This is a genomic window from Bacillus sp. SRB_8, assembly GCF_003264205.1.
Taxonomy (GTDB): Bacteria; Bacillota; Bacilli; order Bacillales; family Bacillaceae_G; genus Bacillus_A; species Bacillus_A mycoides.
The window spans coordinates 26,571-47,567 of the sequence record NZ_NADT01000020.1; the positions used below are offsets into that span (position 1 = coordinate 26,571).

Annotated in this window: 18 protein-coding genes; 3 read left to right on the plus strand and 15 right to left on the minus strand. The window is 37.1% G+C overall.

The window, feature by feature from the left end; translation table 11 throughout:
- Nucleotides 1–116: 116 nt before the first annotated feature.
- The 3 genes from B5P40_RS18435 to B5P40_RS18445 are packed head-to-tail and all read right to left on the minus strand — an operon-like array spanning nucleotide 117 to nucleotide 1,852.
- Nucleotides 117–983: a DUF4097 family beta strand repeat-containing protein gene (locus B5P40_RS18435; protein WP_113709584.1), complete on the minus strand. Its 867-nt coding sequence runs from the start codon at nucleotides 981–983 to the stop codon at nucleotides 117–119.
- Complete coding sequence (locus B5P40_RS18440) at nucleotides 973–1,536, minus strand: HAAS signaling domain-containing protein (RefSeq protein ID WP_002190272.1); 564 nt, start codon at nucleotides 1,534–1,536, stop codon at nucleotides 973–975. Before B5P40_RS18440 ends, B5P40_RS18435 begins: the two co-directional genes overlap by 11 nt.
- Nucleotides 1,523–1,852: a PadR family transcriptional regulator gene (locus B5P40_RS18445; RefSeq protein WP_002199791.1), complete on the minus strand. Its 330-nt coding sequence runs from the start codon at nucleotides 1,850–1,852 to the stop codon at nucleotides 1,523–1,525. Before B5P40_RS18445 ends, B5P40_RS18440 begins: the two co-directional genes overlap by 14 nt.
- 305 nt (nucleotides 1,853–2,157) lie before the next feature.
- Between B5P40_RS18445 and B5P40_RS18450 the strand changes: the two genes are divergently transcribed.
- Nucleotides 2,158–3,177, plus strand: a complete 1,020-nt coding sequence (locus B5P40_RS18450) for a zinc-binding alcohol dehydrogenase family protein (protein WP_002190275.1) — start codon at nucleotides 2,158–2,160, stop codon at nucleotides 3,175–3,177.
- A 48-nt stretch (nucleotides 3,178–3,225) separates the two neighbouring features.
- Here B5P40_RS18450 and B5P40_RS18455 read toward each other — a convergent pair whose 3' ends face one another.
- The 10 genes from B5P40_RS18455 to B5P40_RS18500 all read right to left on the minus strand — a co-directional run bounded on the left by B5P40_RS18455 (nucleotide 3,226) and on the right by B5P40_RS18500 (nucleotide 16,706).
- Entirely contained in the window at nucleotides 3,226–4,617 is a 1,392-nt protein-coding gene (locus tag B5P40_RS18455) for an amino acid permease (RefSeq protein ID WP_113709585.1), read from the minus strand.
- A gap of 534 nt (nucleotides 4,618–5,151) precedes the next feature.
- Complete coding sequence (locus B5P40_RS18460) at nucleotides 5,152–5,700, minus strand: hypothetical protein (protein ID WP_113709586.1); 549 nt, start codon at nucleotides 5,698–5,700, stop codon at nucleotides 5,152–5,154.
- Nucleotides 5,701–5,837: 137 nt separating this feature from the next.
- Complete coding sequence (locus tag B5P40_RS18465; RefSeq protein WP_113709587.1) at nucleotides 5,838–7,037, minus strand: multidrug effflux MFS transporter; 1,200 nt, start codon at nucleotides 7,035–7,037, stop codon at nucleotides 5,838–5,840.
- A 357-nt stretch (nucleotides 7,038–7,394) separates the two neighbouring features.
- On the minus strand, nucleotides 7,395–9,014 hold the full coding sequence (locus tag B5P40_RS18470) for an amidohydrolase (RefSeq protein ID WP_113709588.1): 1,620 nt from the start codon (nucleotides 9,012–9,014) through the stop codon (nucleotides 7,395–7,397).
- 107 nt (nucleotides 9,015–9,121) lie between these two features.
- Nucleotides 9,122–10,477, minus strand: a complete 1,356-nt coding sequence (locus tag B5P40_RS18475) for an aspartate aminotransferase family protein (protein ID WP_181462952.1) — start codon at nucleotides 10,475–10,477, stop codon at nucleotides 9,122–9,124.
- A gap of 30 nt (nucleotides 10,478–10,507) precedes the next feature.
- Nucleotides 10,508–11,968, minus strand: a complete 1,461-nt coding sequence (locus tag B5P40_RS18480; protein ID WP_002128393.1) for a CoA-acylating methylmalonate-semialdehyde dehydrogenase — start codon at nucleotides 11,966–11,968, stop codon at nucleotides 10,508–10,510.
- Between the two features lie 175 nt (nucleotides 11,969–12,143).
- Nucleotides 12,144–12,425, minus strand: a complete 282-nt coding sequence (locus B5P40_RS18485) for a cupin domain-containing protein (RefSeq protein ID WP_033729945.1) — start codon at nucleotides 12,423–12,425, stop codon at nucleotides 12,144–12,146.
- A gap of 44 nt (nucleotides 12,426–12,469) precedes the next feature.
- Nucleotides 12,470–13,888: an MATE family efflux transporter gene (locus B5P40_RS18490; protein WP_113709590.1), complete on the minus strand. Its 1,419-nt coding sequence runs from the start codon at nucleotides 13,886–13,888 to the stop codon at nucleotides 12,470–12,472.
- Between the two features lie 45 nt (nucleotides 13,889–13,933).
- Nucleotides 13,934–15,406 carry an aldehyde dehydrogenase family protein gene (locus tag B5P40_RS18495; protein ID WP_113709591.1) on the minus strand — a complete coding sequence of 491 codons (1,473 nt, stop codon included), beginning with the start codon at nucleotides 15,404–15,406 and terminating at the stop codon, nucleotides 13,934–13,936.
- 13 nt (nucleotides 15,407–15,419) lie between these two features.
- Complete coding sequence (locus B5P40_RS18500; RefSeq protein WP_113709592.1) at nucleotides 15,420–16,706, minus strand: NAD(P)/FAD-dependent oxidoreductase; 1,287 nt, start codon at nucleotides 16,704–16,706, stop codon at nucleotides 15,420–15,422.
- Nucleotides 16,707–16,893: 187 nt separating this feature from the next.
- Here B5P40_RS18500 and B5P40_RS18505 point away from each other — a divergent pair, with 187 nt between their 5' ends.
- Nucleotides 16,894–18,126: a MerR family transcriptional regulator gene (locus B5P40_RS18505; RefSeq protein ID WP_113709593.1), complete on the plus strand. Its 1,233-nt coding sequence runs from the start codon at nucleotides 16,894–16,896 to the stop codon at nucleotides 18,124–18,126.
- Between the two features lie 69 nt (nucleotides 18,127–18,195).
- Here B5P40_RS18505 and bshB2 read toward each other — a convergent pair whose 3' ends face one another.
- Nucleotides 18,196–18,858: a bacillithiol biosynthesis deacetylase BshB2 gene (gene bshB2, locus B5P40_RS18510; RefSeq protein ID WP_000439465.1), complete on the minus strand. Its 663-nt coding sequence runs from the start codon at nucleotides 18,856–18,858 to the stop codon at nucleotides 18,196–18,198.
- Between the two features lie 15 nt (nucleotides 18,859–18,873).
- Nucleotides 18,874–19,224, minus strand: a complete 351-nt coding sequence (locus tag B5P40_RS18515) for a YojF family protein (RefSeq protein ID WP_000407043.1) — start codon at nucleotides 19,222–19,224, stop codon at nucleotides 18,874–18,876.
- Nucleotides 19,225–19,640: 416 nt separating this feature from the next.
- On the opposite strand from B5P40_RS18515, the gene B5P40_RS18520 reads away from it, so the two are divergent.
- Complete coding sequence (locus B5P40_RS18520; protein WP_002014220.1) at nucleotides 19,641–20,966, plus strand: ArsB/NhaD family transporter; 1,326 nt, start codon at nucleotides 19,641–19,643, stop codon at nucleotides 20,964–20,966.
- Nucleotides 20,967–20,997: the final 31 nt, after the last annotated feature.

Sequence of the window (20,997 nt, forward strand, 5' to 3'; positions counted from 1 at the left end):
CAAATGTTAAATATAAAAGAACCGACTACCTAGATGTTGAGAAAAGGAGTCGGTTCTTTTTCTTATTTATTATTCCTCTATATGTGTGAAGAGCTGAGATTATAAAAGATAATATGCTATTGTTTTTTCACTGTAATATTTCCGTTATGTGTGTTTAATTTAATTATATTTTCTCCCTTTCCAATAACCGTATTCCCGTTATATTTATTCAGGATATTCGCGTTGCCATTGTCGACAGAAACATTAAATTGAACATTAGTTGGTTCTTTTTCGGTTTCAATATTAATTTTTCCATTGTGAGTCGTAAAATTGAGATTTCGATCCAGTTCATTCGTTTTCAGAGTAAGACTTCCATTTTTAGTTTGCCCCTCTATTTCACCTTCAACATGGTCTAGCATTATTCGTCCGTTGTTCGATTTCACATGAATATTTTGTGCCAATATATCTTTGAAATCCATAATTCCATTGTTTGTTTCCGCGATAATTTTTGGCGAATTGATTTCTCTTAATTCAACACGTCCATTGTTTGTATTGGCATTCAAATGCGTTGTGTTTATTTTTTTTATAGAAACGAAACCATTACTATTAGAAACTTTTAATGAATCATATTGTTTTTCGGGTAGATACACATTTAATGTTAATGGCGCCAATACTTCAGAAATATTAAAATTGAACCAGCTCTGTTGTTTTTCTTTGTAAGAAATAAGAAGCGTCGAATCTTTCTCATCCATAGCTAATGTTCTTTTTACGTTAGGATTAACTTCGCCATCTAATTTTACTTTCATGTTACTATCTGTTGTAGGATTGATGTTAACACGAACGTTATTCGTATCGATAATGACGCTTAACACATTATTATTGTTAATGACCTTTTCTTCTGAAATTGGTACTGCCGCAATTGAACGATAAGTGAATAAACTCCCGATAATACCAATAATGAAAATAATACCTGCAATGATTGAAAGACTCTTTTTATTTATCATGCTTCAAACCACCTTTTACTAGTGCTATATTGAACTTTAAATAACGAACAAATCCATTCTTTGCTAGCTTCGTTAAAAATAACATAGCAATTACAATGAAATATCCAAGTCCACAAAGTGCTAAAGAAACGAAAAGATTAAATAGCAAGAATGTATTTGGATGTATAATAGTATCAACTAGAACAAGTAATGGTGAACCTAAAAATGAGATTCCTAGAACCCATCCTGAAAAAATCAATGCCGCTAATGTAATTGCAGGTCCAAGCACGATTAACAAATTGAAAAAACCTAATCCAATTACTGCCCAAATTGCCCGAAAAACATTTCCTGTTGTTGCACTTGCTGTTACTTTCTCAATATGATAATCTGCTAATAACTCTTTGGCGATTTGAGCTGGAGAACCTAATGAAGCTACAATTTCTTCTTCACTTTTCCCTTCCTCTAATCCGAAAGTAAAATGTTCTTCATAATCTTTTAAAATATCTGTACGCTCTTTTTCAGATAATCTTTTTAGAGATGCATTTAATTGTTGTAAAAATTTATTTTTCGTCATTACGTACACCTTCTTTTATTAATTGATTGACACCTTGTGAAAACTCATTCCATTCCTCCAAAAGTTGATACAAATACGTTCTACCTTTATCCGTCAGTGTATAATACTTCCTTGAAGGGCCTTCTGAAGACTCCTGTAAATACGTTGTAAAATATTCTTCTTTAGTTAATCTACGAAGTAAAGGATAAACAGACCCTTCTGATATTTCAATTTGATTGGAAATACTTCGAACTAATTCATACCCATAACGGTCTTGCTTATCAAGTAAGACAAGAACACAAAGTTCTAAAACTCCTTTTTTAAATTGTACATTCAATATTCATTCACCCTATTCTAATTGGCATCTACTACTGTTTATTATTTAGTACTGTTTTATAACAAGTAACTACAAGTATAATATAACACTTGGTATTGTTCATTGCAAGGTACACTGGAAAAATAAGTATACCTTTCATTCGACGCTTATAAAATCAAAACGATGGCTCCTCTCCAGTTACAAAGTTCTAAATGAGGCTGAAACAAGCCTTTAACAAAATGGAAAGGACTCAACTTTTTTACATAATGACACTTTACCTACTATAATAAAAGAGAAAAACTCTTACTTTAATGGAGGGAATAGAAATGAAAGCAATTGGTTTACATGAATACTTACCTATTGAAGAAGAAAACAGTTTAATTGATATTGAAGTTGAAAGACCTGTTGCCACAGGAAGGGATATACTTGTTAAAATTAACGCTATTTCCGTTAATCCAGTTGATACAAAAGTTCGATCTCCGAAAGATAAAAAAGAAGATGTAGCGAAAATACTTGGCTGGGATGCTAGTGGCGTTGTCGTACAAACTGGCGAAAGTTGTACGTTATTTAAAGAAGGCGATGAAGTGTTTTACGCTGGAAGCATTACAAGGCAAGGTACATACAGTGAATACCATCTAGTTGATGAAAGAATTGTTGGTAAAAAACCAAAAACTTTGAGTGATGCTGAATCTGCAGCACTTCCTTTAACAGCCATCACAGCATGGGAAGGTTTGTTTGAACGTTTAGGGATTGATTATAATAAAAAAGATGAAAATTCATTTAAAAACATTTTAATTATCGGCGGAGCTGGTGGTGTTGGCTCGATTGCTATTCAGTTAGCTAAATGGGCTGGACTAAACGTAATCGCAACCGCATCCCGCAACGAAACCATACACTGGGTTGAAAAATTCGGTGCCGATTATATAGTTAATCATCACCAACCTTTAAAAGATCAAATATTAGAATTTGGGCTAAAAGATGTAGATTATATCTTCTGCTTAAACAATACTGATCAACATTGGCACGCGATGGGTGACATCATTAAACCACAAGGGAAAATTTGCTCTATCGTAGAAAATGAACACCCTCTTGAGATGGGGATTTTAAAAAGTAAAAGTGCTACATTCGTTTGGGAGTTTATGTTTACAAAAGCGATGTATGAAACTGGTGATATGAGTACGCAGCACGAACTATTAAATAAAGTAAGCGAGCTATTAGATGAAGGTATTCTTCAAACTACTTTAAATGATACGTTAACACCAATTAATGCAGAAAATCTTAAAAAAGCACATGCATTACTTGAAAGTGGACGTACAATTGGGAAGATTGTATTAGAGAAATTTTAATAACAAAAGTCCGATTTCTAAATAAGAAATCGGACTTTTTTACTATCTTTATTTACTTGAAACCTCTTGATCATTTTGAACGTCTAACGGAGCTCGCTTCCCTATTCCGAAAGCATAGAAACTAATTGTAACGATAGCTAAGAAAACAATACCCACAATTAGTGAAATACGAGTATCATCGTTAAACCACATACCGATTAATACCATAATTAAAAAGGCAATCGTTAAATAGTTTGTTACAGGAGCAAATGGCATTTTGAATGGATGATCTTTCATCTCTGCTCCCTTTTCTTTTCTAAAACGAATTTGACTAATTAAAATAACAAACCATGGCACCATACCAGGAAGTACACTTGCACTATATACATATACGAATAAGTTTTTTGGTGCAATATAACTTAAAACAACACCAACCGCTAAACCGATAATTACACCAACTGTACCGAATAAAGGTACACCGTTATTAGAAATCTTCGTAAAGTATTTCGGTGCTTGTCCATTCACACCTAGTGTATAAAGCATACGTCCAGCACTATAAATACCACTGTTACAACCAGACATTGCCGCTGTAATAACAACGAAGTTAATAAGTCCCGCAGCTGCCGTAATACCAACTTTCGCAAAAGTTGCTACGAACGGACTACCAATTGAACTTAATTGATCCCAAGGATAAACAGTTACAATAACGAAAATAGCACCAATATAGAAAATTAGAATACGCCAAATTGTACTTTGAATTGCTCTAGTAAGTGTCTTCTTCGGATCTTTCGCTTCACCAGCAGTAATCCCGATTAATTCCACACCTTGATATGCCCCAACTACAAGTGATAGCGCAAAGAAAAATCCTGAAAAACCACCTGTGAAGAAACCGCCGTTTGCCCAAAGATTAGATATACCGATTGCTTCTCCTCCGTTCCCAATTCCGAAGAAAATGAGACCGAATCCGGCAATAATCATTAATAAAATCGTAACGATTTTAATCATTGCAAACCAAAATTCAAATTCACCAAATGACTTAACCGAAATTAAGTTAGCCGCACCAAGAATAACCATCGCGATAATACCTGGTATCCAAGCTGGTAAATCTGGGAACCAATATTTCATATACGCTCCAACTGCGATAATCTCTGACATCCCAACGATAACCCACTGGAACCAGTTACTCCACGCTGTCATATAACCAGCTAGCGGATGAATATACTTGTGACCAAATGTTGCAAATGAACCTGTGCTTGGCTCCATATACAACATTTCTCCCATGGCACGCATAATGAAGAAGATAAAAATACCTGCGATTGCATATGCAAGCATTACTGACGGACCTGTCCATTTAATCGTGCTGGCTGATCCCATAAACAAACCAACACCAATTGTTCCGCCCAAAGCAATCATTTGAATATGACGTGCTTCTAAACCTCGTTTCAATTCTTTGTTTGCCACTTCATTTCCCCCTCTTAGATGATTCATAGCCGCATTTAAAACAAGATGCTTTCCCCTAATTCCTGTTTGGCTTGAAAATGATGAAGCAAACGTCATTTTACACTAGCTTTAAAGCTATCCTAAAATCGTTTTTCGCTTCTTATAAAATTCTCAAAACCTCTCATCTTCCTATTTTCTATAAAACTTAAAATTGCTTCCTTCATATTAATTCATTTATCTGAAAAGTTCAATTATTTTTTCGATAAATCATTATACATAATCTGATTAAATTTTTACTAAATTAACAATAAAATACATCTATTCAATATGATTCTAGTATGAATATTATTACAATATAAATAACCGAGGAGAAAATATCCGCCTCGGTTTCATACCTCATGTACTTCAATCTTTATAGTTTATAATGTAATTCCCCGCATGTTCGATTAACACATCATGCAGGGAATTTAATATATCAGTAAAACTATAATATTACTAACTTCTCCCTCTCTTGTTTACCCAATGCTTACATATAAATTTTCTCTTTCCCATCTCCTATTTTAAGAAAAATATAACTATACTTAATACAATCAACACTACACCTGAAAGCGGAAAACTCTTTTCTTCAGCTTTTATCTTTTTCTCAATAATACCTTTAATTTCTGTCCTCATATTCTCTGGACATTTCCTAAATAAAATATTAGTTGTATGTAACGGTCTATGTAATATTCGGATTTTCACGGGAGATCCTGATAAATATATATTATTTTTATCCAAAGTAAATTCTATATTTGCTTCAGTAAGCCCTTCTTTCACTAATCTATTCACTCCGCTAGAAGGTAAATTAAACACTGTATAATCATTAAAAGCTAGCCCTCTAATATCGAAATGTGAGTATATAAGAATAAGAGTTATAAGCAACAAACATAGTATTAATATAGTTTTTGTTAATGAAATTTGCTCTAATACGTAGGAAGATGTTTTCATATAAGCACAAAAGAATGCCATTAAATTACAAAGATAGTGGTTTAAAATGAAAGTTTTTCGTATAACTACTGTAAGTCCGGAAATGATTAGTAGAGCGCATGCTAAATTCATTAACATATTTTTACCCTCCCTAAAAACTATAACTATACAATTTTGTTGTATTTTAACATTAATTACATATTCATACCTATAGTTATTTTCATAAAGTATAAAAGAGTCTCATTAAAAAATGAGACTCTTTTACAATTTCATATTTAAATCATTTTTGAAGTTTGTTTACCTAAAATAAACACTTTAGTAAATACCATCATGATAACTACTATAGCCAGAAAATAAAGTGGCATCACCATTAACGAGCCCGTATGAAGCTGACTCATTCCCCAAATTGTCATCGTTACAATTACATAGTAGCCTAAGCTAAACAATGCTCCAGCTGTACCAATGACATCTTGAAAATCTACTAATGCTAAACTTAAACAGTTAGGCAATGCTACCCCAATTCCTAATAGCAATATAAACATCGCTACTAAAAATCCAATCATATATATTACGTTTGGATTTGATCCAACAAACGTAATAACAGATAAAATGACTGCTCCCACTGTCATTCCAATACAACCTATATATATAATTTTCTCCGGTTTATAAATAGGCAGTAACCGCTTTGAAACTTTCGCTCCAATAATAGAAGCGGAAGCGACAACAATTCCTAGAAACCCGTACATACTAGGTGATAACTGAAAGTATTCAATAAAGATAAACGGCGCTTCCGCATAATAGCTAAATAAAACACCATTCGCTCCTCCAATTAATAACCCATATGTTACTACTTTCGGATTTGTAATCAACCGTTTTAATACAGAAAATACATTTATTTTACCCGTTATTGCGTCCGTTTTTGTTTCCGGAAGCGAAACAAAAGTATAAAGCAAAATCCCGACACTCATAACAACTAAACTTAAAAATACTATTTTAAATCCAAACATTTGATCAAGAAAGCCCCCAATTAGTGGACCTATCGCTGGTGTAAAAGCAATGACTGCCGAAATTTGAGCAAACATAACATGACGTTTATGCCCCTCTACACTTTCACGAAGAATCGTTTGTGTCACAACTGAACCAGCACTTGCTCCAAATGCTTGAATAAAACGACTAAACAATAAAAATTCAATAGAATTTGCAATATAGCATAAGAAACTTCCAGCGCCATATACTACAATTCCAAATAACATTGCTGGGCGACGACCAATTATATCTGATAACCATCCAATAAAAAATACACCTAAAGCAAATCCAGCAAAATAAACACTAAGCGTTAACTGTACCTCATTATTACTTACGTGCAACGCCTTTGAAATATCCGGTAAAGACGGTGTGTAAATTGTTTCACTAATTTGTGGAAATGCCACAAGAATAATCATTAACCAAAGTGATGGTATTGAGACTTTTTTCACTTTTAATACCCTCCTATAACTTTGAAAATCTCAGAAATGAATAGACTTTCCTTAGCTATGGAACAGGAGGGGCCATTATAGAAATTCGATCATAAAACAACAAAGAAAACACCTCAATTACGCATGTTAATACTTATAGGAGGGTAATATTAACATTGATTTTAAAATATAGTCTTTCAATTATATGATAGGTTGTGTTCGTTTTCTAGTGTTCATAATCTTAATATTTGTTAGTAGACGAATATCCTTTCAATTCTCTTGGAAAATTAATACGATTTAAAAAGCGCAACTAAACAACTGAAACACCCCTTCAATTGTTAAAATCATTCTCACAATTGAAGGGGCGTTTTTTTATTGCTACATTTTCACTGATTGTTCTTTTTGATAGATAATTTCACCATCAATAATTGTTGTTTCTACTTTTAAATCTTTAATTTGGTTTGGATTGACACTTAAAATGCTGTCATTTAATATAACTAAATCCGCCAACTTTCCGGCCTCTATGCTTCCTTTTATCTCTTCTTCAAAACTCGCATAAGCACCATTCCATGTGTATAGTTTAATAGCTTCCATTACGCTTATAGATTGATTAGCACCAACCTCTATTCCAGACTTAGTTTTTCTATTGACAGCAACATGAATTCCTAATAAAGGATTATAGTCAGTAACTGGTGCATCCGAACTACCTGCTGCAATGATGCCACGATCAATAAAATCACGAGCAGCGTACATGTGATTAACACGATCACCATAGTGCTCTACATATATCTCTCCGAATTCATATGGAAATGGAGGATTTGGAATAGGAATCATCTCGAGTTTTTTCATTCTCTCTTGTAAATCTGGTGAAGAAATTCCCGCATGCTCGATTCGATGACGGTGATTTTTTCTTGGTGATTCCTCTAGCGCCCTTTCTACACAATTCAAATACATTTCAATAGCTTTATCACCTTGTGCATGTACAGTGATTTGATAGCCTTTTTTATGCGCTTCACCTAAAATCTTATAGATTTCTTCCTCACTATAATAAAGAATACCGTAATTGTTAGGGTCACTTGAATATGACTTACGGGTTGCAATTGTAGGCCCCGTGCTACTTCCATCTGTAAACAATTTAGCTGGTCCGACTTTGAATCTTTCATCCCCGGTACCAGTTACCACACCAGCCTCGACCATTTTATTAACAAATTCATGAGAGTTATTTATTTGACATATCATTGCATATATTCGGACACGAATATCCCTACTCTTCACAGCTCGTTGTAGTAAACGAAAACTCTCCGGTCCATCTCCACCTGCGTCATGTATACTTGTTATGCCAGCTGCAACGAAATGATCTGATGCAATTTTCACAGCCTTCATCATTTCACTTTCTGTATAACTTGCAACCTCGCTCATACTCATATTTGCTGCTTCAATTAACTTTCCTGTAAGCCTTCCTGCCTGATTCTTTTCAATAACTCCCCCATTCGTATCCGGTGTGTTCTCGTTAATTTGCGCAATTTCTAATGCTTTACTGTTCACCACGCTTATGTGGTGACAAGTACGAGTTATAATAATAGGATGTTCAACTGAAATTTCATCCAGCTCAGTAATTGTTGGATAACGCTTTTCCTCCACAGCGGTTTCATTAAAGCCCCAAGCACGTATCCATTCACCTTTTGGCGTTTCTAAGGCCTTCTTTTTCAGATCATCTAATAAAGCATCGATAGAATCAATATGTTCAGCTTTACAACTGACAGCCAACTGATTTAGTCCATGAGAAATGATGTGAAGATGGGAATCAATGAATCCAGGAAGAAGCGTTTTCCCTTGTAGGTCAATTACATCCGTGTTTTCTCCTATAAAACTCTTAACCTCCTGATTTGAGCCAACAACTACGATTTGATTATCTTTTATTGCGACAGCTTCGACTACTGCATTCTTTTGGTCTACTGTAATAACTTCTCCATTTATCAATACAACATCAGCTTTCATAAACTCAACCCTTTCGGAATTACTCTTTTCGAGTAATTCATTCAGTATTTAAAGTTACATCTCCTAATAGGCTCATCCGCTTTTTAACAAGATTTATCAATAATTAATTAAAGTTGAGCTAAACATTCTTTCATTGTTTTAACGATAAAAGTAAAGTCTTCCTCTGTGATGCTTAATGGAGGAGCAAGCTGTAAAATATTATTGTAACCTGCAACAGTGTCACCATTTTTACCAATAATTAGACCTTTTTCTTTACAAGCATTGATGACTTTGTTCATCTTTTCAATGGAAGCCGGTTCTTTTGTTTGCTTATCTTCCACTAGTTCAATGCCTAAAAGAAGGCCCTTTCCGCGAACATCCCCTACGTTTGGATGCTCTTTTACATCCTCTAGCTCATATAACAGTCGTTCACCCAATTCTTTGGAACGTTCAATGAGTTTCTCATTCTCCATAATTTCTAAATTCTTCAAAGCTAAAGCGCAAGCAGCAGGATTTCCTCCGAACGTATTTACATGGCGGAAGCGATCATAATCATCACTACCTACGAATGCCTCATAAACCTCTCGTCTAACTGCTGTTGCTGACAAAGGAAGATACGCACTTGTAATACCTTTTGCCATTGTTATGATATCTGGTTTGACGCCATAATTCATAAATCCAAACGGCTTCCCTGTTCGTCCAAATCCACATATAACTTCATCACAAATGAGCAACGCACCGTGCTTCTCGCAAATTTCTTTTACTTTTTCCATATATCCATCAGGAGGCATTAAAATTCCACCCCCAGTAATGATTGGCTCCATAATCACACCGGCTACTGTTTGGCTTAACTCCCATGTCATGACACGATCGATTTCCTCAGCACTTGCCAGTGTATGAACATCCTCTGGATTTCGATACGTATCAGGCGGTGCTACATGCAGGAATCCTTGCCCGAGTGGTTCATATTTATACTTTCGCTGTGCTTGACCTGTTGCTGCAAGAGCTCCCATTGAGTTACCGTGATAAGCGCGGTAGCGTGAAATAAACTTATAGCGTCCATGATCACCTTTTTGTTGATGATATTGACGAGCAATTTTAAACGCTGTTTCATTCGCTTCCGATCCACTGTTAGAAAAGAAAATAACGTATTCATCATCAAGCCATTCATTCAATTTTTCTGCTAATTTAATAGCAGGAACATGACTTTGAGTCAGAGGGAAATACGGCATTTCTTCAAGCTGCTCAAACGCCGCTCTTGCAAGCTCTTTTCGGCCGTATCCAACATTCACACACCAAAGACCAGACATACCGTCTAAATAACGGTTTCCATCAATATCCGTCACCCATGCCCCTTCTGCTTTTGTGATAATTAAATTCGTTGGACTAGGGGCTGCTCCTCTCATCGCATGCCAAAGGTACTTTTCATCTGCTTTTTTCAAACTTTGTGTTTGTTCTGTCGCTTGCACAATCACCAGCTCCATTCTATCTTTTTATGGTTTTACATCACTCTTTCAATAACGAGCCGTAAGCATTTTCTTGCGAGTATAGAATTCTACGCCATCTTTTCCATTTGCATGGAGATCACCATAGAAAGATTTCTTATAACCTGAGAACGGGAAGAATGCCATTGGAGCAGGAACTCCAAGATTAACCCCAAGCATACCTGCATCAATTTCTTCACGGAATTCACGAATAGCTTTCGCGCTATTTGTGTACAGACATGCACCATTTGCGAATGGTGATGCATTAGCAACATGAATCGCTTCCATCAAGTCTTTTACGCGTACAATAGAAAGAACCGGTGCGAAAATTTCATCTTGCCAGATTTTCATTTCCTCTGTCACGTTATCAAAAATCGTTGGGCCAACAAAATAACCTTGGCTGTTTGCTACATCGTCTTCACGTCCGTCACGAATAAGTGTCGCTCCCTGCTCTACACCGGATTGAATGTATCCGAGTGTCCGCTCTTTATGTACTTCACGAATAACGGGACCAAGGAAAACACCTTCTTCCAGACCATTACCAATCGTAATTGCATTAGCCTCTTGAAGCAGTCTATTAACGAGCTCATCTGCAACGTCTTCTTCCACGACAACAACAGCCGCTGCCATGCATCGTTCACCAGCTGAACCGAAGGCAGCACTTGTAATTTCTTTCACTGTAGAACTAAGGTCCGCATCTTTTAATACGATCGAATGATTTTTTGCCCCTGCAAGAGCTTGTACACGTTTACCGTTAGCTGCTGCTGTTTTATATATATACTCAGCCACAGGTTGAGAACCAACGAAAGATACAGCTTTCACATCCTCATTGTCAAGAATGCCGTTAACGACGTCATGTGCACCATGCACAATATTTAGTACTCCATCTGGAAGACCTGCTTCTTTAAACAGTTCAGCTATGCGATTAGCCAATAGCGGTGTTCTTTCAGATGGTTTTAATACAAATGTATTCCCGCATGCAATCGCGAGTGGAAACATCCAGCATGGCACCATCATCGGAAAGTTAAATGGCGTTATTCCTGCGATTACTCCGATCGGATAACGATACATCCCTGATTCAACACCAGTAGCAATATCGGGAAGTTGCTCTCCCATCATTAAAGTGGGTGCGCCTGCGGCAAATTCAACACATTCAATCCCCCGCTGCACTTCACCGTATGCTTCCTTATAACTTTTTCCGTTTTCCAAGGTTACGAGTTTAGCTAACTCTTCCCAGTTTTCAATCAATAGCTGTTGATAGCGAAATAGAATCCGAGCACGCCGAGGCACAGCGACCTTTCTCCATGTTTTGAATGCTTCTTTCGCAGTTGCTACAGCTCTATCTAAATCTTCTTTAGTCGAAAGAGGCACACGAGCAATAATCTCTCCTGTTGCTGGATTTGGTACATCTTCAACTTGCTTACTTGTGGATTCTATCCATTGTCCGCCAATATAATTTTTCAACGTTTGTACATTTTTCATTACTACCATGGTGAAGCCTCCTATTTTAAGATAACCGTCCTATGTTATCGCCCCTAAAAAGAAAGCGCATTCATTTGACGGTATGTAAACTTATTTCCATACATTTCTTCAACATTATTAATCTTATTCATTGAATACGCAGGAGCAGTCATCTGCTTAGCATTTGTCCACTCCCCAGTTCACATTATTTCAGATGGATCTCATGGTTCATCTTATAATTCTTTTTCAAAAATACTGGGCAATCCCATTCACAAACAAGGTCCTTAGCCAAGGAAACGATCCAGTCCTTTGTAATATGATACTTTTCCCCATCAACAGTAATAAACACTTCACCATCTGTCACATAGAAAACTTCCTGCTCTTCTACATGCCACGTTCCTTTATTCGGTTCGCCTACCCACGGTTCCCATGCGTTGGCACCTAGTTGCTCTGCTTCTTCTGCTGTAAGTTTTTTCGCAAAAAACATGACAATCCTCTCTCTTTCGTATTGATAATTTTGAAGGAATAAGTCTATAAATCTACTGCCTTAACATTTGGATTTTTTAAACGTTTAAACTCTTTTTTCATAAAGTATATGGCAATGAGAACACCTGGAATTTCTGCAGCAGGAGCAGCGTACCATACACCTTCTACACCCCAGAATTTCGGGAAAATAAATAGAAACGGTAACATGAACAACAATATTTTGCTTACACTAATAAACGTTGCGGACCAGTTTCTCTCTTGCGATTCGAAATAACCGGAGATAAGCAGGCTAACTGCACTAAGCGTAAACAAACAATTGAATACAACTGTCGTCCAAATGCCCAGTTTTTGCAATTCAGGATTACCACCGGAAAAAAATGACACAATTGGATCTGCAAAAATGACTAGTATGGCTGTCACGATTACAAAGAAGGAAACTGTAAAAATGAGTCCCATCTTAATTGCTTGTTTCACACGATCAAGGTTGCCCGCACCGTAATTATAACTAATAATCGGTTGAAGCCCTGTCATCCCACCGAGCGCTGCTAAGGCGAGGAGATTTGTAATATAACCGTTTTGAATCGTGAAAGCTGCAACGTGTAGACCACCACCGTAGCTTTGCAGTAAGTTGTTGGTGAAAATAATTGCAATAAACATCATGAACTGACTCGAGAAAGATGCAAAGCCCGTCCAAACCACTTCACCAATCTTCTTGAGATTAATCATCATATCTTTCATTTTTGGCTTAAGTTTTGTTTTACCAAACCAGAAATAAAAGATTAGGAGAACAGGAATCGATTGCGAAATCGTATTAGCCCATGAAGAACCCATCATCCCCATGTCATACTTCACTACCATAATCCATTCCATAGTCCCAGCAACAACCGCTGCGACTAACCAACTGTTCATTGATAATATAGGCTTTTCATCAATATTAGCTAAAATACTTAATACAACGGCCAATATCGTTAATGGCAACGAAATCCATAGCAGTCGGCTATATTGCACCGCATACGGAAGTGCTTCATCACTTGCTCCGAATAAAATCATAATATCATTTTCAAAGACCAACCCAAGTATAGCTAACAAAGAAGACAGGAAAAGAGTAAACCATAAAGTTTGTCCCATAATACTTCTAGCTTCTTCGATTTTCCCTTTCCCCAGTCGAAGTGAAATGACCGCTCCGGCTCCCACACCTAAAAGAACACCAATCATACGGGTAATAACCATGACCGTAAATCCAATTCCGATCCCTTCGACTTCCAGCTCCTGAAAGCCACTGACGAAATAGCCATCAACAACCGATACAACTCCTAAAATTACGTTAGCCATAATTCCCGCCAAAGCAAACCGTAAATATAGTAACGGAATACTTTTGGTTCCTAGCACTGAATCATCCACCGGCTTATTCATTACTTCTGGTTGCTCTATTTTTGATGACGGACCGTTGTCCACTATTTTCATGAGCATATCCCCTTATAAATAATTTATATAGCACGTTTTGCTCAATTAATTCGCATACCACCCTACCGGATTTGCATGCTGGTGGATATTGATTTGCTTCGTTTCCATAAAGTGCTCCAGTCCGGCAACACCTAACGCTCTGCCGATGCCACTTTGCTTATACCCTCCCCAAGGACCTTCCACATAAGCGAGATGATAACTATTAATCCAAGTAATTCCCGCACGCAATTTACTAATGACACGTTTTGCCAGGTCCATATCTTCCGTAAATACAGCACCGGCTAATCCATAAATAGAATCATTCGCTTTTTGGATGGCATCTTCCTCATCTTTAAATTTCTGTACAACAAGGACTGGGCCAAAAATCTCTTCCTTCACAATACACATATTCTCATTTACATCAGCAAAGATTGTTGGTGCAATGAAAAACCCTCGATCAAGCCCATTTTCTGTTAAGCGCTTACCACCACAAACTAATTTTGCACCTTCTTCGATTCCTCTCTGAATATAATGTAAAACTTCATTCATATGAGACTCGTTTGTGAGAGCTCCCATTTCAATATTCTCACTTTCCCCGTTGCCAACTACAATTTTGTTCGCACGCTCGGCCAATCTTTCAACAAACTTATCATAAATAGTCTCTTGTACAAGTAAACGAGATGCAGCTGAACAAACTTGCCCAGCATTGTGGAAAATACCAAACATCGCATTATCGACTGCGGTTTCAAAATCCACATCGTCGAACACAATAAGTGGAGATTTACCACCTAGTTCAAGTGTGATTTTTTTCATATTGCCTGCAGCTGCGCGCATAATACTTTGACCTGTTTTTGTTCCACCAGTAAAGGCAATTTTGTCGACATCATGGCTCTCTGCAAGCTCATTCCCAACCTTTGAACCAGGTCCCAATACTAAGTTTGCTACTCCATCCGGAAGTCCAACCTCTTCGATAATTTCAAATAATTTGAATACGCTTACAGGAGTGACGTCAGCAGGCTTAATTACAATTGTATTCCCTGCGGCAAGTGCAGGAGCAATTTGCCAAACAGCTAACATAAGCGGGAAATTCCAAGGTACAATAAGTCCACAAACACCAATCGGTTCATGAATAATAATCGTTTCTGAAGCATCATCACGAGTGTAAGATTCCTTTTTCATACCTTTAATCAAGTCAGCATAATAGCGGAAGCATTGAATCGATACAGGAATATCTACATAGGTTGTTGCACGGATAACCTTACCGTTATTTGCAGTTTCCAAACGGGCAATTTCAGCTGTATTCTCTTCAAGACGGTCTGCAATCTTATATAGATAGTCAGCTCTTTCATCAGCCGATAAATCCGACCAGATCCCGCTATCAAACGCTTTACGAGCCGCCTTAATTGCTATCTTCGCATCATCTGCTGATCCATGAGCAGACGTTGCGATAACCGCTCCGGTTGCAGGATTGATAATGTTTCGTCTAGCACCCGAGAATGCTTCTACCCATTTCCCGTCAATGAACATGTTAATTTTCATAAACACCTCTCCTTTACGCGATAATATCTACCAGTTTGAAACCAATATGTGCTATATTGACCAGCATCGTTTTCTGATTATAGAATGGGAATGATTTAAGGCGTTCTTTTTCAAATCGATATCCACCTGCACTCCCCGTAACGATCCATTGTGCCAATAACTTACCAAACAATGTCGAGAGAGACGCGCCATGTCCCGTATAACCCGTTGCAAAATATGCGCCTTCTTTGGATCTACCGATAACGGGGAACGTATCAATTGTAACCCCGATAAATCCACCCCACCTGTAATCAATCTTGCTTCCTTCTAGTTTTGGCATTATTTTAACCATGGCATCGTAAACATTTTGATAAACAGCATCACCTAAGTTTGGACGAATATCGCCACCGCCAAATATGATCCGATTATCTGGTGTACGCCTGAAATAGTAAAGGAAACTGCTTGTATCAAAAACCATGCGATCTTTAGGAATGACGCTATTCACTAGTGATTCTGGCAGCTGTTCAGTACCAATAATACGTGCCGAAATTGGCAGTACGCCTTTATTCAATTCAGCCATAATTTTTCCGGAGTAACCATCTGTAGCCACAATAATGTCTTTCGCTGTAACAGTACCTTTTTCTGTAATAACTTTCACACTATTTCGGCCGTACTCAATAGATAGTGCTTTCGAATGCTCAAAGATTTTTGCACCGATCGATTTAGCTGCTTCTCCCAAACCAATTGCATAGTTCAGTGGTTGGAACGAGTAACTCGAGTCGTCGACTAAGCAACCATGATATTGCGGGGAATCAATTTCTTGATGCAACTGACTTCGATTAAGCACGCTACATTCATATCCAAAATTTTTGTTTAAGTATTCGCTTTCAAGTTTCAACCCTTCAAAATGCTTGGCTTTGTAAGCCGCCACAATGTGACCTGTCTTTCTGAAGTTACAGTTGATTTGATGCTCGTCAATAATGTTTTTAACTAATTCAACACTAAGCAGAGAAAGATCGTTAAGCTGCCTCGCCTCTTCAGCACCATACTTCTTGGCAAGCTCCTGCATCGTTGACTTATAGCCTGGCAATACCATCCCGCCGTTGCGACCGCTTGCGCCATATCCGATTGTTTCCTGCTCAAGGACAATGACACTCTTCCCTAACTTTTGCAAATGATATGCAGAAGAAAGACCTGTGAAACCTGCGCCAATAATGACAACATCCGCCTCTTCATTTCCTTCAAGAGGTTTTCCTTTGTCATATCTGTTTGCAGTCGCTGTCCATAGTGAGAGTGTATCCATATGATCCATCTTATCCATAGCTAATCCTTCTCCTTTCGTGACATGTATGTTACAATACAGTCAAAAATATTCTTAATATTCAAACTTATTGAGTTAATAATATGACTTGGAGTTTCCTCCAAGTCAATAGCTATTTGAGAGTTTTTTGAATTCATTTTGCGAAAAAAGTGGAGTAACTCCACTTTTTTCATTGGGGGGTATATCTATGAAAATTGGTACATTTGCTAAGCTTTTTCATGTTACGACTGATACCGTTCGTTATTACATTGAACTAGGATTATTAATACCAGACAAAAAAAACACTCAGTATCAAATGAACCAATTGTGTTTCGACGACATGACTTTTATTACTGAGCTGAAAAAAATTCATTTTTCATTGATAGAAATCCAACGAATTTTATCATATCGGCGTGTCACAAACTTCTCGGACCATGAGGATATCGACTACTACAACAACTCGCTCATTGATAAAAAGGACGAGCTAACCAAGAAAAAAGAAGACATATCAAAAGCTATCCAATTGATTGAAAAAGCGGTTCAAACTAGCTCGCCTTCATCCAAAGAAGAAAGTATTACAGGAATCCCGCTTGACTTTGTAAATTTTCTCTATTGTCCAAAATGCCGCATTCCACTTGAAATGAAAGATGTAACGATTAAAAAAGTCTACATTCACACGGGGAGTTTAACTTGTAGCTGTGGATACGAAGCAGCTATCGAGGAGGGTATTATCATTACCGCGAACTTGTACGAGACGTCTCCTTATCCATCTTATTTTTACGATAAAGAAACGATTAATGAGATCAATCCCAAAATGATTAACTTATTTGAAAAAAGTAATTTTCGATTTCAAAAAGTTCTACAAAATATAGATTTGAAAAACAAATTAATTGTGGAAACAAACGTTGATGCTTTTGTATCACTACCCAAATATATCGATGTTCTTGAACCAAGCGCAAACTATGTATTCAGTGGCTATTCGCTTGCAATGCTCAAGAAGGTGAGAAATAGAATTGAGCGTATGAATCCGAAGCCACGCGTCCTTTATATTTTGAATTCAGATTTAAATCTACCATTGAAACCGCTTAGCATCGATGTTTTTGTGGATAGTTTTACAATAACTGATTTTTCATTGCTCAACCCAGAGTTCCCAAGTCATGTTCTAAAAAACTATTTACATAACAGTTCAACAATTGTCGGTGGATACTCGTATTATGATAACTCGGCCAAATCCTTGAAAAATATTTCAGCCTTATATCCAAATTCCCATGAGCATATTTTACATCCAAAATACTTAGAAGAAAATTTATCAGTTAACGGATTTCAAATCATGCAAAATGAAAATATTGGTTACTGTACAGATCCAGGACCTTATTTCGATTATCATGTAAGAGACGAAAAATTCCACATGCTCATGTATTTGGCTAATACGAAACAATAGCACAAAAAGCGCCATCACAAGTGACGGCGCTTTTTCTATGTAAGAGCTACTAGAAGGTACCCTTCTAGCCTACTCCCATTTATAAGTCCAAAACTGTTCAAGTTGCAGCCATTTTAATGTTGCTGCGTCTTTGTTTTTTATTTTTGCATGCGTTTCTTCTAGCATCGCTTCCGTTTGTGAACGATGCGCGCCTAGTGCAGCTAATTTATGTTCAAATACTTCACTAATATTATTTACAACATCCGGTTCACCGAGTACTGCTTCGCGATTTCTCGTAATCGCAACCGCATGAATGGCTGGACGTTCTTCTTTTGGCATACGTGATACAGCGCGAACTACAGCGCGGCCAAATGCATCATGATCCGGATGTACGCCGTGTTCTGGATAAAATGTAATAATTCGAGATGGATTTACTTCTTGAATAATCGCTTCGATTTTATCGGCAACAAAATCAACATCTTCAAATTCTAACGTTTTATCATGGAAACCGAGCATTCTTAAATCTTGAATCCCCATCGCTTCACATGCATCTTTTAATTCTTTTTCACGTATATTTGGAATCGTTTCACGGTTAGCGAATACGTTTTTCCCCATGTTACGTCCCATTTGTCCAAGAGTACCACATGCGTATGTTACAGGTACTCCTTGATCTGTTAATAAGCGAATTGTTCCTCCCGCAGCAAATGCTTCATCATCTGGATGCGGAAATACAACAAGTACATGTCTCTCCATAAGTTTCCCTCCTTCTTACTTAAATGGCGTTAAGCTTAGCTCAAGCGCTACCGCTAAGCGGCCTTGGTTATCATGCCCTGCTAGTAATAAACGCTCTTTATCGTCTACTTCCCAGTGCGTAATGCCTTCTGCATATACCCAGCCATGATCCATTTTCAAACCAACTCGGTATGGGTTTGTTCCAGTTATTTTCCCACGCTCAAAGCGAATCATTGCATTTCGAATGAATGCTCCTACTGTCATCATCTTTTCATTAAAGTGTGACGCATACGCTCCATTCGTCGTTTCTAAATGAATATATACATCTTTATTTACAAAACGTTCAATTTCATTTTGAATAAGAGAACTATCTTTTACTATTTCCATCGGAATTCACCTCTTTAAACCATTTTACGCAAAAATAATGTAAATTGCTATCTCTATATTAGAGGACAACGCCCACTTTTCCTAATAATTTGCACTGTGTTTTTTATATTTTTTATCCCGCATTAACGGATAGTAAGATTCCCACCCCAAAATCCAGCGAACACACGTCAGCTAGGTGGGAAATCAACTATCCGTAAATGCCCGATTGGTGAGGGCTAATAATCAGTCGGGGATGAACAAAAACCCCCACTGATTAAAGTTTCACTTTATATGATATGTAAAAATCACATTTTTTCCTTCACATTGTTAAATAGTTTTCTTTCTTTTTTGAATTTGCTACAATATATTTTATCCCGTATTAATACAGCGAGATACATTTCGACAATTGAATACATACTTTAAAGAAGGTGACATGATTGGAACAATCAGCACATGAAGTAGCAAATTGGCAATATTATTTTACAATTGCCGTATTTTTAGTCACGTACGGTTTTATTATTTCTGAGAAATTGAATCGTGCTGTAATCGCACTATTCGGTGCTGCTATTATGATTATTTTTGGAATTGTAGATTTACATACTGCTTTCACATCGCATATTCAATGGGAAACGATTACCCTTTTAATTGGGATGATGATTCTCGTACATATTACGAGTCAATCAGGCGTATTTGAATTTGTAGCCATAAAAGCAGCAAAAGCAGCTGGCGGAAAACCAATCCGCATTTTATTATTACTATCCCTATTAACTGCTGTCGGTTCTGCATTTTTGGACAACGTAACAACCGTATTATTAATCGTACCTGTTACACTATCCATTACACGTATTTTAAAAGTAAATCCTGTTCCTTATTTAATTTCAGAAGTACTATTTTCAAATATAGGCGGAACAGCAACATTAATTGGTGACCCGCCGAACATTATGATTGGATCAGCTAATAAGCATTTAGACTTTAATGCCTTTTTACTAAACTTAGCTCCAATCGTAATCATTATTTCTATCGTTACACTTGGCATTATTTACTTCATGTATCGCAACAAACTAAAAACAACGCCTGAGCAAATCGAAAAGCTAATGGCATTAAATGAAAAAGATTATATTAAAGATCAGAGCCTCCTTTTAAAATCCATTACGATTTTAGGACTAACTATTTTAGGCTTTGTACTTCATTCTATTATTCATGTAGACGCTGCCGTTATTGCGATGACAGGTGCTACACTTCTTATGTTAATCGGTGTGAAAGAACATGATATTGAAGATGTATTTGCCCACGTTGAATGGGTAACAATTTTCTTCTTCGCCGGACTATTCGTTCTCGTTGGCGGATTAATTGATATCGGACTTATTTCTTCACTCGCAAAAGAAGTACTCGACGTAACAAATGGCGATATCGGTTTCGCTGCTATACTTATCTTATGGGTATCTGGCATCGCATCTGCGACAATTGATAACATCCCATTTGTCGCAACGATGATTCCACTTATTCAAGATTTAGCTACAGGACTCGGACTATCTGTCGATTCTCCGCAAATTGAAGTACTATGGTGGGCGTTATCACTTGGAGCTTGCCTAGGAGGCAACGGAACATTAATTGGAGCATCAGCAAACGTAGTCGTTGCTGGTATTGCAAAACGTGAAGGACATGGATTCTCTTATATGGACTTCTTAAAAATCGGTTTCCCCTTAACGATCATTGCGCTATTGTTATCACATGCTTACATTTATTTACGTTATTTAATGTAGAAGTTGTATTGCATGAAATTATGTCGGCGAT

Coding starts and splice junctions, on each gene's coding strand:
- B5P40_RS18460 (WP_113709586.1), bottom strand. CDS start 5,700: ATGTTAATGAATTTAGCATGCGCTCTACTAATCATTTCCGGACTTACA.
- B5P40_RS18505 (WP_113709593.1), top strand. CDS start 16,894: ATGAAAATTGGTACATTTGCTAAGCTTTTTCATGTTACGACTGATACC.
- B5P40_RS18450 (WP_002190275.1), top strand. CDS start 2,158: ATGAAAGCAATTGGTTTACATGAATACTTACCTATTGAAGAAGAAAAC.
- B5P40_RS18480 (WP_002128393.1), bottom strand. CDS start 11,968: ATGGTAGTAATGAAAAATGTACAAACGTTGAAAAATTATATTGGCGGA.
- B5P40_RS18515 (WP_000407043.1), bottom strand. CDS start 19,224: ATGGAAATAGTAAAAGATAGTTCTCTTATTCAAAATGAAATTGAACGT.
- B5P40_RS18500 (WP_113709592.1), bottom strand. CDS start 16,706: ATGGATAAGATGGATCATATGGATACACTCTCACTATGGACAGCGACT.
- B5P40_RS18470 (WP_113709588.1), bottom strand. CDS start 9,014: ATGAAAGCTGATGTTGTATTGATAAATGGAGAAGTTATTACAGTAGAC.
- B5P40_RS18475 (WP_181462952.1), bottom strand. CDS start 10,477: ATGGAGCTGGTGATTGTGCAAGCGACAGAACAAACACAAAGTTTGAAA.
- B5P40_RS18440 (WP_002190272.1), bottom strand. CDS start 1,536: ATGACGAAAAATAAATTTTTACAACAATTAAATGCATCTCTAAAAAGA.
- B5P40_RS18435 (WP_113709584.1), bottom strand. CDS start 983: ATGATAAATAAAAAGAGTCTTTCAATCATTGCAGGTATTATTTTCATT.
- B5P40_RS18485 (WP_033729945.1), bottom strand. CDS start 12,425: ATGTTTTTTGCGAAAAAACTTACAGCAGAAGAAGCAGAGCAACTAGGT.
- B5P40_RS18495 (WP_113709591.1), bottom strand. CDS start 15,406: ATGAAAATTAACATGTTCATTGACGGGAAATGGGTAGAAGCATTCTCG.
- B5P40_RS18490 (WP_113709590.1), bottom strand. CDS start 13,888: ATGAAAATAGTGGACAACGGTCCGTCATCAAAAATAGAGCAACCAGAA.
- bshB2 (WP_000439465.1), bottom strand. CDS start 18,858: ATGGAGAGACATGTACTTGTTGTATTTCCGCATCCAGATGATGAAGCA.